The sequence below is a fragment of the Frigidibacter sp. ROC022 genome (assembly GCF_024723735.1).
Taxonomy (GTDB): Bacteria; Pseudomonadota; Alphaproteobacteria; order Rhodobacterales; family Rhodobacteraceae; genus SLM-1.
Genome location: NZ_JANQDU010000003.1, coordinates 718,653 through 730,856, shown reverse-complemented (window position 1 = coordinate 730,856; position 12,204 = coordinate 718,653). Strand labels below are relative to the sequence as shown.

The 12,204-nt window shown below is 68.3% G+C and carries 13 protein-coding genes; 5 read left to right on the top strand and 8 right to left on the bottom strand.

Translation table 11 applies throughout. The features are described from left to right. Window position 1: 1 nt before the first annotated feature. Window positions 2–451 (top strand): iron-sulfur cluster assembly scaffold protein, encoded by a 450-nt coding sequence (locus tag NUW50_RS15345; protein WP_258290009.1) that lies wholly within the window; start codon window positions 2–4, stop codon window positions 449–451. 27 nt (window positions 452–478) lie between these two features. On the opposite strand, the gene NUW50_RS15340 is transcribed toward NUW50_RS15345, so the two are convergent. From NUW50_RS15340 to NUW50_RS15315, 6 genes are all read right to left on the bottom strand, one after another. Next, window positions 479–1,018, bottom strand: a complete 540-nt coding sequence (locus tag NUW50_RS15340) for a sarcosine oxidase subunit gamma (RefSeq protein WP_258290008.1) — start codon at window positions 1,016–1,018, stop codon at window positions 479–481. Then, the gene (locus NUW50_RS15335; protein WP_258290007.1) at window positions 1,011–4,022 is read right to left on the bottom strand and encodes a sarcosine oxidase subunit alpha family protein; all 3,012 of its coding nucleotides are present in this window, start codon (window positions 4,020–4,022) and stop codon (window positions 1,011–1,013) included. Before NUW50_RS15335 ends, NUW50_RS15340 begins: the two co-directional genes overlap by 8 nt. Further along, entirely contained in the window at window positions 4,019–4,342 is a 324-nt protein-coding gene (locus NUW50_RS15330) for a sarcosine oxidase subunit delta (protein WP_258290006.1), read from the bottom strand. The genes NUW50_RS15335 and NUW50_RS15330 overlap by 4 nt, the downstream gene beginning before the upstream one ends. Before the next feature lie 36 nt (window positions 4,343–4,378). Beyond that, entirely contained in the window at window positions 4,379–4,528 is a 150-nt protein-coding gene (locus tag NUW50_RS15325) for a hypothetical protein (RefSeq protein ID WP_258290005.1), read from the bottom strand. A gap of 169 nt (window positions 4,529–4,697) precedes the next feature. Continuing rightward, a complete protein-coding gene (locus NUW50_RS15320; protein ID WP_258290004.1) occupies window positions 4,698–5,150 on the bottom strand; it encodes a hypothetical protein in 453 nt (150 codons plus the stop codon). Next, window positions 5,147–6,394 carry a sarcosine oxidase subunit beta family protein gene (locus NUW50_RS15315; protein WP_258290161.1) on the bottom strand — a complete coding sequence of 416 codons (1,248 nt, stop codon included), beginning with the start codon at window positions 6,392–6,394 and terminating at the stop codon, window positions 5,147–5,149. Before NUW50_RS15315 ends, NUW50_RS15320 begins: the two co-directional genes overlap by 4 nt. Before the next feature lie 179 nt (window positions 6,395–6,573). Here NUW50_RS15315 and ccmI point away from each other — a divergent pair, with 179 nt between their 5' ends. The 3 genes from ccmI to NUW50_RS15300 are packed head-to-tail and all read left to right on the top strand — an operon-like array spanning window position 6,574 to window position 8,488. Next, window positions 6,574–7,788, top strand: coding sequence for a c-type cytochrome biogenesis protein CcmI (gene ccmI / locus NUW50_RS15310; protein ID WP_258290003.1), 1,215 nt, complete (start codon window positions 6,574–6,576; stop codon window positions 7,786–7,788). After that, the gene (gene ruvX / locus NUW50_RS15305; protein WP_258290002.1) at window positions 7,785–8,261 is read left to right on the top strand and encodes a Holliday junction resolvase RuvX; all 477 of its coding nucleotides are present in this window, start codon (window positions 7,785–7,787) and stop codon (window positions 8,259–8,261) included. The genes ccmI and ruvX overlap by 4 nt, the downstream gene beginning before the upstream one ends. Then, window positions 8,258–8,488 (top strand): DUF1289 domain-containing protein, encoded by a 231-nt coding sequence (locus NUW50_RS15300; RefSeq protein ID WP_258290001.1) that lies wholly within the window; start codon window positions 8,258–8,260, stop codon window positions 8,486–8,488. Before ruvX ends, NUW50_RS15300 begins: the two co-directional genes overlap by 4 nt. A 16-nt stretch (window positions 8,489–8,504) precedes the next feature. Here NUW50_RS15300 and NUW50_RS15295 read toward each other — a convergent pair whose 3' ends face one another. Continuing rightward, window positions 8,505–9,329, bottom strand: a complete 825-nt coding sequence (locus NUW50_RS15295; protein ID WP_258290160.1) for a sulfite exporter TauE/SafE family protein — start codon at window positions 9,327–9,329, stop codon at window positions 8,505–8,507. Between the two features lie 137 nt (window positions 9,330–9,466). On the opposite strand from NUW50_RS15295, the gene NUW50_RS15290 reads away from it, so the two are divergent. After that, the gene (locus tag NUW50_RS15290) at window positions 9,467–10,660 is read left to right on the top strand and encodes a multidrug effflux MFS transporter (protein ID WP_258290000.1); all 1,194 of its coding nucleotides are present in this window, start codon (window positions 9,467–9,469) and stop codon (window positions 10,658–10,660) included. A gap of 72 nt (window positions 10,661–10,732) precedes the next feature. On the opposite strand, the gene dusA is transcribed toward NUW50_RS15290, so the two are convergent. Continuing rightward, on the bottom strand, window positions 10,733–11,740 hold the full coding sequence (dusA, locus tag NUW50_RS15285; protein WP_258289999.1) for a tRNA dihydrouridine(20/20a) synthase DusA: 1,008 nt from the start codon (window positions 11,738–11,740) through the stop codon (window positions 10,733–10,735). Between the last annotated feature and the right edge of the window lie 464 nt (window positions 11,741–12,204).

Sequence of the window (12,204 nt, the reverse complement as noted above, 5' to 3'; positions counted from 1 at the left end):
AATGAGCGATACCGACCTGATCAAACTCTATTCGCAGCGCATTCTGGCGCTGGCGGCGGACATTCCGCATCTGGGGCGGCTCGAGGCGCCGGATGCCAGCGTCAAGCGCCGCTCGCCGCTTTGCGGCTCCACGATCACCGTGGACGTGAAGCTGGAAAACGGAAGGATCAGCGACTTCGCCCAGGACGTGAAGGCCTGTGCCCTGGGCCAGGCCTCGGCCTCGGTCGTCGGGGCGCAGGTGATCGGGCGCAGCCGGGCCGAGATCGAGGCGGCGCGGGACGCGCTGCGCCAGATGCTGAAATCCGACGGGCCGACGCCCCCGGCCCCCTTCGAAGAACTCGAGGTGTTGCGCCCGGCCCGCGACTACAAGAACCGGCACATGTCGATCATGCTGGCGCTGGACGCCACTGCCGAAGCCATGGCCGAGGCCGAGAACGCCGCCTGCGCCTGAACGCCGCCGGGCAGGTTCCGAACCGGCTCAGCCGACCTCGCTGCCCGGCCTCGCCGCATGGCAGAGCGCGGTGAAGACGTAATCCCCCACCGAACGGAAGGCGATGACATGGGCGCGGTCCTCCGCGCTCAGCCAGATGCCCGCCGCCACCTGGCCGAGCCGGGTCCGCCGCATCTCGGCCAGCGGCAGCGCCGCCATGTCGGCCGGGGTCAGCTTGGCCAGAACCTCGCGCACCGCAGCACCGTGCAGGTCGAAGCGCAGCCGCGTGTCCGAGACATCCAGCGCCAGGTGATGCAGCCCGTCCAGGGCCTTGTCGAGCGCCGCCACCAGATCGGCAGCGGTATCGCGGGGGCAGAAGATCAGCCACTCGTCGGGCGCCATCCAGGCGATCTCCACCGGCTGACCGGCGATCTCGGCGCCGATCAGCTTCCGTTGCTCCGGCAGCGCCCCGGCAAGTTTCGTCAGCGCGGTCTTCACCTTGCCGTTGCCCGGGTCGGCCCGCAGCGTGACCATCCCGCCCGGCCGGGCCGCCGAAACCGCGACATATCCGGCATAGGTCTCAGACATCCTGCTTCTCTCCTTTCGGGTCAAAGAAGACTGGCGACACGATCCGGGCCGCGACGGTGCCGCCCTTGCCGTCCTGCACCGGCACCTCTTCGCCCATCCGGTCCGGGCCGCGATGCACCAGCGCCAGAGCGATGCCCCGGTCGAGCGTCGGCGAGTAATAGGTCGAGGTCACCCGCCCCTGCACATTGCGCTGGCCATTGGCGTTCTCGCCTGCTGCCGGCAGATGCGCACCGTCCGGCAGCACCGAGCCGTCGAGCGTCTCCAGCCCGACCAGCTTCCAGCGGTCGGGGTCGGTCATGTGGCTGCGCTGCTGCGCGCGCTTGCCCAGGAAATCGGCCTTTTTCTTCGACACCGCCCAGGACAGGCCCAGGTCCTGCGGGATGATCGTGCCGTCGGTTTCGTCGCCGATCATGATGAAGCCCTTCTCGGCCCGCATCACATGCAGCGCCTCGGTGCCATAGGGCATCACGCCCAGCTCCTCGCCCGCCGCCATCAGCCGCTGCCAGAGCGCCAGCCCCTGCGAGGCAGGCAGCGCGATCTCGTAGCTGAGTTCGCCCGAGAAGCTGATCCGGTAGACCCGCACCGGGAAACCGCCCAGCCGGCCGTCGGCCCAGTGCATGAAGGGCAGCGCCTCTTTCGAGACATCCATCCCGCCCAGCGTCTCGAGCAGCAGCCGCGCCTTGGGCCCGACGACGCCGATCTGGGCGAATTGCTCGGTGACATTGGCGGTATGAACCTGCCAGTCCCACCATTCGCATTGCAGCCAGTCCTCCATGTGGCCATGGATCCGCTCGGCGCCGCCGGTGGTGGTGTGGCAGAGCCAGGTCTGTTCGTCGATCCGCGCCACCACGCCGTCGTCGATCAGAAAACCGTTCTCGCTGCATATCAGCCCATAGCGGCATTTGCCGGGGGCCAGGGTCGACATCATGTTGGTATAGATCATGTCGAGGAACCGGCCCGCGTCGGGGCCGCTGACGATGATCTTTCCAAGCGTTGAAGCATCAAGCAAACCAACGGCTTGCCGGGTGTTCTTCACCTCGCGGACCACGGCCGCCTGGCGATCCTCTCCGGGCCGGGGATAGCAATAGGGCCGGCGCCACTGGCCGACCGGCTCGAAATCGGCACGAGCGGCTTCGTGGGCCGAATGGAGCGCGGTCTTGCGCAGCGGCTGGAACAGGACGCCGCGCGCCTCTCCGGCGATCGTGCCCATGGTCAGCGGTGTATAGGGCGGCCGGAAAGTGGTGGTGCCGACCGAGGGGATGCGCTGGTCCAGCGCCCCGGCCAGAACCGCCAGGCCGTTTATGTTGCTCAGCTTTCCCTGATCCGTGGCCATGCCCAGCGTGGTGTAGCGCTTGGCGTGTTCGACGCTGGCATAGCCTTCCTGCGCTGCCAGCTGCACGTCCGATACCTTCACGTCGTTCTGGAAATCGAGCCACATCTTGGCCCTGAGCGCCGGCCCGGCGCCCTGCGGCATGATCCAGGTCGCGGCAAGCGGCTGTTCGGCCACCGTCTCGACCTGCGGCACGGCGGATTTCGGCAGCCTGGCGCCCAGGGCCTTCACCGCCGCCCGCGCCTGCGCATCGGCATCGGCCAGAACCGCATCGGCCAGCAAGGCGCCATTTGCGCTGCCCGCCGGAGTCACCATGGCCGAACCATCTGCGCCGGTCGGTGGCCGCGCCGGATCGGGGCGGAACAGCGCCGAGACCTCGTCCCAGATCAGCTTGCCGCCGCAATGCGACCACAGATGCACCACCGGGGACCAGCCGCCCGACATCGCCACCGCCTCGCAGGGCACGGTTTCCAGCACCGCGCCCTCGCCGGCCTGGGCGGCAATGGCAACGCCGCCAACGCTCTTGCCGCCCAGCACCTTGGCAATCGCCTTGCCGGACTCGACCCTGATGCCGAGCGCGCGCACCGTCTCGGCCAGCGGCCCGCCGACGCCGGGCCGTGCATCCACCACCATCGGCACCACGAGACCCGCCTCGTGCAGGGCAATGGCGGTCCGGTAGGCGTCGTCGTTGTTGGTGACGATCACCGTCCGGTCGCCGGGCGAGACGCCCCAGTTCACCACGTAGTCACGCACCGCCGAGGCCAGCATGACCCCGGGCGTGTCGTTGCTGGCAAAGGCCAGGGGGCGCTCGATGGCGCCAGTCGCGGTCAGCACATGCCGGGCCCGGATCCGCCACAGCCTCTGCCGGGGCGGAATGGCGCCGGGCTGATGGTCGGCCAGACGCTCGACCGCAAGGGCATAGCCGTGATCGTAGAGACCCGCCACCTGACACCGCAGGCGCAACCGGACATTATCCAGACTTTCAAGCTCTTGCAGGGCGATCTTCACCCAGTCATCCGCCTCCGCCCCGTCGATCGTCGCGCCATCGACCGGACTGCGGCCGCCCCAGTGTGGGGACTGTTCGAGCAGCAGGACCGAAAGCCCGGCCCGACCCGCGACGAGCGCCGCCTGAAGACCCGCGATCCCGCCCCCGGCGATCAGCAGGTCGCAATGGGTGTGATAATGCTCGTAGCGGTCGGCGTCGCGTTCGACCGGGGCCCGGCCCAGCCCCGCCGAGCGGCGGATCACCGGTTCGAACAGATGCTTCCAGGCCCAGCGGGGATGGATGAAGGTCTTATAGTAGAAGCCCGCCGGCAGGAAACGCGCGGCCAGGTCGTTCAGCGCGCCGATATCCATCTCCAGCGAGGGCCAGTGGTTCTGACTGCGGGCCTCCAGCCCGTCATAGAGCTCGGTCACCGTGGCGCGCTGGTTCGGTTCGAACCGGCCCCCGTCACCGAGATTGACCAGCGCATTCGGCTCTTCATGCCCCGAGGCAACCACCGAGCGGGGCCGGTGATACTTGAACGAGCGGCCCATGAGCTGCTGCCCGGCCCCCAGCAGCGCCGAGGCCAGGGTGTCGCCTGCGTAGCCGGGGAACTTGCGGCCGTTGAACAGGAAATGGATCGGCGTCTCGCGGTCGATCAGACGCCCGCCACTGGCCAGACGGGTGCTCATTCCCAACCCTCCCAGCCGGGCCGCTTCCGGCGGATCGCGGTCAGCAGGCGTTTCGGTGGCGCCTTGCTCTGCGCCGGATAGGTGCCGAACACCTCGAGCGTGGCGGTATCGCGCGCCGCCAGGAACCACTTGCCGCAGCCATAGGCATGACGCCAGCGTTCGAAGTGAACGCCTTTCGGGTTCTTGCGCTGGAACAGATAGGACTCGAAATCCTCATCCGAAGCCTCGGGGCCGAAGCGCGTCAGATGCGCCTCGCCGCCGGGAGTCAATTCGGTTTCGTCAGCCTTGATGCCGCAATAGGGACAGGTGAGCATCAGCATGGCCGACGCCCCTCGGTCCTTCTTTTCGGGTCGGCGTCAGCCCTCGGAGGTGGTGGCCGGAGCCTCGGTCGTCGCCGGAGCGTCCGAAGCGGGCATCTCCTTGCCGCCGAACAGACCTGCGTACCAGGCGATGAGCCCGACAGCGATAACGGCAATGATAATCCAGATAACCATACGACCTTGCATGTCGAGACTCCCAGTCTGACGCGGTTTTCAATGACCCCATAGATGGGTGCATAGCCGATTCTGTTCAAGCCCTTGTGATTTTGGCGTGAGCGGGGTCGTGCCGACCGGGTGCTGCCACCGGACCGGGCCAGCCACCGAGAGACCAGGGGTTTCTGCCGGGTTTTCAATATCATGAGACCACTCTTTCAAAGCCGAGAACGGCCGGCGGAGCAAAATCGTGGCCGCCGATCCGGTTGAAGGCCAGGGCCATTGCCTGCCCGCCCGGATCGCGTTTTGCCCGTGCGAAGGCCCGCCAGAGGTTCTCTTCCCTGCGCCAGTTCTTCAGATTGCGGCCCAGAAGACCCCGGCTGACCAGCTTGAAGACCTGCGTTGCCGGGTCGTGATCCCAGTTTCCGTAGTTCAGGCGGTCGAGCCATGCGGTGGCGAAGCGCGAGCGCCAGTCATAGTTGCCGTTCCGGCGCAGTCTGAGCGTGGCGTTGAGATGCTCGCTCTCGCCCAGGCCCTGCTGCACGACGCAGCGCCAGAGCCCGACGAATTCGGGATCGGCAAGCGCCATCGCGGGCTGCGCCGCCAGCGCCAGGCCGCCGGCCAGAACCCCGCGCCTGTGAACTCTGCCCGTCAATGCGCCACCCCCGCCGCCACGCTTTCGTCGATGAACCGGCCCTCGCGGAACCGCGACAGGCCGAACGCCTCGGCCAGCGGTCCGGGCTGGCCCTTCGCCATCAACTCGGCCATCGCCCAGCCCGAACCGGGGATCGCCTTGAAACCGCCGGTTCCCCAGCCGCAATCGACGAAGATGCCCGGCACCGGCGTGGTCGAGATGATCGGAGACCGGTCGCCGGTCATATCGACGATCCCGCCCCATTGCCGCAGCATCTTCAGCCGCGACAGCATCGGGAAGGTCTCGATCAGCGCCCGCACGGTCTCCTCGATATGGTGGAAACTGCCCCGTTGGGTGAAGTTGTTGAACCCGTCGGTGCCGCCGCCGATCACCATCTCGCCCTTGTCGGACTGGCTCATGTAGCCATGCACGGTATTGGCCATGACCACGACATCCATGCAGGGCTTGATCGGCTCGGAGACCAGCGCCTGCAACGCCAGGCTCTCGATCGGCAGCCTGAACCCGGCCATCTCGGCCAGCTGGCCCGAGTGGCCGGCGACGACGAGGCCCAGCTTCCGCGTGGCGATCCGCCCGCGCGAGGTCTCGATTCCGGTGACGCCCGAGGCATCCCGCGTGATCCCGGTCACCTCGGTGTTCTGCAGGATGTGCATGCCCATCGCCGAGCAGGCGCGGGCATAGCCCCAGGCGACGGCGTCATGCCGCGCGGTGCCGCCCCGGGCCTGCCAGAGCGCGCCCAGCACCGGGTAGCGCGGGCCCTCGATATGGATGATCGGACAAAGCTCCTTGACCCGCTCGGGCCCGATGAACTCGGTCTTCACCCCCTGCAGCGCATTGGCCATCTCGGTGCGCTTGTAGCCCCGCACCTCGTGTTCGGTCTGGGCCAGCATCATCACGCCGCGAGGGCTGAACATGACGTTCATGTTCAGGTCCTGGCTCATGGTCTCATACAGCGAGCGGGCCTTTTCATAGATCGCCGCCGAGGGGTCCTGCAGGTAGTTCGAGCGGATGATCGTGGTGTTGCGCCCGGTGTTGCCACCGCCCAGCCAGCCCTTCTCGACCACCGCGACATTGGTGATGCCGTGGTTCTTGCCGAGGTAATAGGCGGTGGCCAGCCCGTGCCCGCCGCCGCCGACGATCACCACGTCATATTCCGGTTTCGGCTCGGGCGTGGCCCAGGCGCGTTCCCAGCCGCGGTGCCAGCGCAGAGCCTCTCGGGCGATGGCGAAGACCGAATAGCGTTTCACGTCGAATCCCCTGCTTCCCGGCATCCCGGCCCTGTCCTAGCACATGGCCCGGCAAATCCGCGACGCCAAGACCGCAAGCGAAGCTTCGCGGCGCGGAAGCGACATCGCGCATTTGTCACAGGGGCGAAACCGCTCAAGGGCTTCCCCGAAGCTGCCTGGCGCTTTATGTCGGGCGGATGATGTTCTGGATCGCCATATCTGCCACCGCCGCCCTTGTGGCGATCGCCCTGGCGCTGTCGTTTCGCCGAGGCCGGCCCGAGGTGGCGGGAGAGGCCGACATGGCGCTCTACCGCGACCAGCTGGCCGAGGTCGAACGCGATGCCGCCCGCGGGGTGCTGAGCGAGGACGAGGCCGAGCGGATCCGGGTCGAGGTCTCGCGCCGGCTGCTGGCCGCCGACCGCGCCGCGCAGGCCGCCGAGGCGCAGGCCCGCGGCCCGATGGCGCCGGCGCTGCTGATCGGGGCGCTGGTGGCCGGGATCAGCATCCTCGGCTATCAGCGGCTGGGTCAGCCGGGGCTGGAGGATCTGAGCCTGAAGACACGGATCGCCGCCTCGGAGGCGATCCGCGCCAACCGTCCGCATCAGGAAGAGGCGGAACGGCTCTATGGCACGCCCTGGGAGGCGCCGGACGATGTCGATCCGGCCTATCTGGAGCTGATCGAGAAGCTGCGCACCGCCGTCTTCGCCCATCCCGACGACCTGCAGGGCTGGCGGCTGCTGACCGAAAACGAGGCGCGGCTTGGCAATTTCTCGGCCGCGGCGCGGGCGCAGGGCCAGGTGGTGGCGCTGCTCGGCGACAAGGCAACCGCCGAGGACAACGCGCAGCTGGCCTCGCTGATGGTTCAGGCGGCCGGTGGTTTCGTCTCGCCCGAGACCGAGGCCGTGCTGGTCAAGGCGCTGCAACTGAACCCGAAGAACGGGCTGACGCGCTATTACACCGGGCTGATGTTCGCCCAGGTCCAGCGCTTCGACCTGGCGATGAAGGTCTGGGTGCCGCTGGTGGCCGAAAGCGGGCCCGAACAGCCCTGGACCGAACCCCTGCGCAGCCAGATCGGCGAGGTCGCGGCGCTGGCCGGGGTCCGCTACACGCTGCCGCCCCTCGAGGACGCCGCCACCAAGGGCCCCTCGGCCGCGGATGTCGCGGCGGCGGCGGGAATGTCGGCCGAGGACCGCCAGGCGATGATCCGCGGCATGGTTGACGGGCTGGCCTCGGAACTGGCCGAACAGGGCGGACCGCCCGAGAAATGGGCGCAGCTGCTGACCGCCCTCGGCGTGCTGGGCGATACCGAACGGGCGCAGGCGATCTGGGACGAGGCGCAGGAGACCTTTGCCGACGATGCCGACGGCTTGGCGAAGATCCGCACCGCCGCGATCAGCGCCGGGGTGGCCGAGTGATCCTGGACGCGGTCGAGGACTTCGCCGCCGCCCTGCCCCGTCAGGCAGCGCTGGCCGGCGGCGATCTGGGCACCAAGACCATCGGGGTCGCGGTCTCGGACCGGCTCCGCTCGGTCGCCTCGCCGCTGCGCACGATCCGGCGCACCAAGTTCACCAAAGACGCCGCCGCGCTGCTGGCGATCCTGGCCGAGCGCGAGATCGGCGGCCTGGTCCTGGGCCTGCCGCGCAACATGGATGGTAGCGAAGGGCCGCGCTGCCAGTCCACCCGTGCCTTTGCCCGCAACCTGGCCCGGCTGACCGACCTGCCGATCACCTTCTGGGACGAGCGGCTTTCGACCGTGGCGGCGGAACGCGCCTTGCTGGAGGCGGATACGTCCCGAAAGCGTCGCAGCGAGGTCATCGACCATGTGGCCGCCGGGTATATCCTGCAAGGACTGCTCGACCGGCTGCGTTATCTGGAGACCCCGGCGTGAACGATATCTGGAGGCGCGAAAAGGTCGAAAGCCCCTGTGTCCGGCTCTGCGTCCTGCATCCCGAGACCCGGACCTGTCTGGGCTGTTTCCGGACCCTCGACGAGATCGGCCGCTGGTCGAAGATGACGCCGGACGAGCGCCGGGCGGTGATGGCCGAACTGCCGGAGCGCAAGCCCGTGCAGCAGCGGCGCGGCGGCCGCGCCGGCCGGATCGCGCGCGGGGCCTGAGCGCCGGTCGCCCGGCTCAGAGCCCGGCGGCCTTGCGCAGCATGTTCAGCGCCACGATGGTGATGAAGGCCGCAAAGACCCGCTTCAGCGGCTTCGGGTTCATCGAATGGGCCAGCTTCACCCCCAGGGGCGCGGTCAGCATGGTCATCGCCACGATCAGCGCGAAGGCGGCCAGGTTCACCGCCCCGATCCGGAACGGCGGCAGGCCGGTCGGGTCGATCGGCAGCAGCAGGAAGCCGATCACCGAGGGCACCGCGATCAGCACCCCGAAGCCCGCCGCCGTCGCCACGGCGCGGTGGATCGGTACCGAATAGAGGCTCATCGTCGGCACTCCGAAGGACCCGCCGCCGATCCCCATCAGCACCGAGAGAAAGCCGATCACCGGCGACATCACGGCCCGGGTGAGTCCGGTCGGCATCCGCGCGCCCAGGCGCCAGTCGTTCCGTCCGAAGGCCAGCCAGAACCCGACGATCAGCCCCAGCACGCCAAAGATCGCCTGCAGGGTCGAAGATTTCAGCCGCGCCGCGATCAGCACTCCGACGACGGCGCCCAGCACGATTCCCGGCGCCCAGGTCCGCAGGATAGACCAGTCCACCGCGCCCTTCCGGTTGTGCGACAGGACCGAGCGCACCGAGGTCACGATGATCGTCGCCAGCGAGGTTGCCAGGCAGACCTGGAACAGTTGCGGCCCGTCATAGCCAAGCGCCTGAAAGGCATAGAAGAACGAGGGCACGAGGATGATCCCTCCGCCGACGCCCAGAAGCCCTGCGATGACCCCGGCAAAGGCGCCGATGCCCAGCAGCAGCAGGGTCATCTGGATCAGGATCATCGTGTCGGGCAAGGCGTCGGGCATTCGGGGTCTCCTCTGTCGCGTCTCCTTAGGGCCGCAGTCGGGCCGATGCAATTCACCGGGCCTCCATGACGCTCGACAAGCTCTCGCCCCGCGACTAAAGCAGCGCGGCGAACAGGAGTTCTTCCATGCAGCCTTCCCTTCTGCGCTCGGCCCTCGTTCTCGGACTTCTCGGGGCCGTCGGGCCCTTTGCGATCGACATGTATCTGCCCGCGATGCCGACCATCGCGGCCGATCTCGACACCTCGGTTGCCGCGACCCAGAGCACGCTGACCGCCTATTTCATCGCCTTCGGCCTGGCGCAGCTGGTCTATGGGCCCTGGGCCGATCAGGCCGGCCGCAAGCTGCCGCTCTATTTCGGTGTCAGCCTGTTCCTGCTGGCCTCTCTGGGCGCCTGGCGGACCGACAGCATCGCCATGCTGACGGCGCTGCGGGCGGTGCAGGGGCTGGGCGCCGCGGTGCTGATGGTGGTGCCGAGGGCGATCATCCGCGACATGCATACCGGCGCCGCGGCGACCCGGCTGATGGCGCTGGTGATGCTGGTGATCTCGGTCTCGCCGATGCTGGCACCGCTGGCAGGCTCCGGGGTCATCGCGCTCTGGGGCTGGCGGGCGATCTTCCTGGTGCTGGCGATTGCCGCCGCCGCCTCGCTGACCCTGACCGCCACCCTGCAGCCCGAGACGCTGCCGCCCGAGCGCCGGCTGCCGATCAGGGCCCGCACCTTGCTGAGCGGCGCCCGCGCCCTGCTCTGCGATGCGCGCTTCATGGGGCTGACCTTCCTGGGCGGTTTCGGCATGGCCAGTTTCTTCGTCTTCATCGCCACCGCCTCCTTCGTCTATACCGGCGAATTCGGTCTGAGCCCGACCGGCTTCTCGATCGCCTTCGCACTGAACGCGGTCGGCTTTTTCTCGGCCTCGCAGATGGCCGGGCCGCTGGCCGAGCGGTTCGGGATCGAGACCGTGGTGCGCGCTGGAACCCTGGTCTTCGCGCTGGCGGCCGGCGGGCTTCTGCTGCTGGCGCTGGCGGGACAGGCCGGGCTCACCGTCACCGTCGCCGGGCTGTTCCTCGGCAATGCCGGGCTGGGCGTGGTGATCCCCACCACCATGGTGCTGGCGCTGGACGATCATGGCGAGAATGCCGGGCTGGCTTCGTCGCTCGGCGGCACCCTGCAGATGCTGGCGGGCGGGGTGATGATCGGCCTCACAGGACCGTTCTTCGACGGTACCGTGGTGCCGATGATCGCCTCGATCGCGGTCTGCGCCGGAATCGCCCTGGTGCTGTCGCGGCTGACCCTGCGGCGCCGCGCCCCGCGCCTCGTCTGACCCTGCGCCCGCGGCTTCACCCGGAAAACATCCTCGCCGGAGGCACAGCCGCACGAGACCCGGGCGTTCCCCTCAGGCCGCCGCCTCCAGCACCTGCGCGGCGGCCTCCTCGACCAGTTCCGGCCCGGCCCCGGGGCGCGTCGCCCCTTCCGACAGCATCCGCCGCCAGGCCCGCGCCCCCGGCCGTCCGGTGAACAGCCCCAGCATGTGCCGGGTGATCTGGTGCAGCCGCCCGCCCGCGGCCAGGTGCCGCTCGATATAGAGCAGCATCGCCGCGACGGCGCTCTCGGCACTCTGCCCGCCCGGCAGGCCGAAGATCGCCGCATCGGCGCCCAGCAGCACCGAGGCCGGATCATGATAGGCCGCGCGGCCGATCATCACCCCGTCCAGCCCCTGCTCCAGCAGCACCCTGGCCTGCGCCAGCGTGGTCACGCCGCCGTTCAGCGAGACATGCAGGTCGGGGAACTGCCGCTTCATCTCCAGCACCAGCGCGTGGTCCAGCGGCGGCACCTCGCGGTTCTCCTTCGGAGAAAGACCCTGCAGCCAGGCCTTGCGGGCATGGATCGTCACCCGCCGGACCCCGGCCCCCCGCACCGCCTCGAGAAAGTCCGGCAGGGCGGTGCGCGGGTCCTGCTCATCCACCCCGATCCGGCATTTCACCGTCACCTCGACCGGGCTTTCGGCGATCATCGCCGCCACGCATTCGGCCACCAGCGCCGGGGTTTCCATCAGCACCGCGCCGAAACAGCCCGACTGCACCCGGTCCGAGGGGCAGCCGCAGTTCAGGTTGATCTCGTCATAGCCATGCGGCGCCGCCAGCCGTACCGCCTCGGCCAGCTGCCCGGGATCGGCGCCACCAAGCTGCAACGCCACCGGATGCTCGGCGGCATCATGGCCCAGCAGCTGCTCCCGATCGCCATGGATCACCGCCGGCGCCGTCACCATCTCGGTATAGAGCAAGGCGCCCCGCGACATCTGGCGGTGGAAATAGCGGCAATGCCGGTCGGTCCAGTCCATCATCGGGGCAACGGACAGGCGGGCGGCCGCTGAAATGTCTTGCTTGATATTTCTTTCAGTCACTTACAGGCGCCTACAGTTCGTCTCATTTCCGCTCACCAGGTACCAGACCCGTCGATTTGGACACCAGACTTGGTCCCGTGGACCAAATGGGGTGATCATCATGGGATCGATCACCACACGCAAACGCAAGGATGGATGTCACAGCTTCAGGGCAGGTGCAGGAGTGATGCGCGAGGGCGTTGTCTATCACGAGACGATGCCTTTTGACAGACGCCCAGCCGCGTCCGAACGCAAGGCAAGACACCCGTCAAATGCCGCGTGTGTCGATACAAGCGCCGCAACCGCATCTGGATCATGTTCGGCAGGCCCAAGGACTGGCGGCGCGTGGCAATCCGGCATGACCCATGGCCAATGGTCTATCTCTCAGCCATCGCGCTCGCCGATACCGTCATCCAGCGGTCATGAAGCCTGAACCGATTGTTTGTGGCGAATACGGCATATTGCCGGCCCCCGCTCGGGGCCGG

Coding starts and splice junctions, on each gene's coding strand:
- NUW50_RS15340 (WP_258290008.1), bottom strand. CDS start 1,018: ATGTCTGAGACCTATGCCGGATATGTCGCGGTTTCGGCGGCCCGGCCG.
- NUW50_RS15290 (WP_258290000.1), top strand. CDS start 9,467: ATGCAGCCTTCCCTTCTGCGCTCGGCCCTCGTTCTCGGACTTCTCGGG.
- ccmI (WP_258290003.1), top strand. CDS start 6,574: ATGTTCTGGATCGCCATATCTGCCACCGCCGCCCTTGTGGCGATCGCC.
- NUW50_RS15325 (WP_258290005.1), bottom strand. CDS start 4,528: ATGCAAGGTCGTATGGTTATCTGGATTATCATTGCCGTTATCGCTGTC.
- NUW50_RS15345 (WP_258290009.1), top strand. CDS start 2: ATGAGCGATACCGACCTGATCAAACTCTATTCGCAGCGCATTCTGGCG.
- NUW50_RS15330 (WP_258290006.1), bottom strand. CDS start 4,342: ATGCTGATGCTCACCTGTCCCTATTGCGGCATCAAGGCTGACGAAACC.
- NUW50_RS15335 (WP_258290007.1), bottom strand. CDS start 4,022: ATGAGCACCCGTCTGGCCAGTGGCGGGCGTCTGATCGACCGCGAGACG.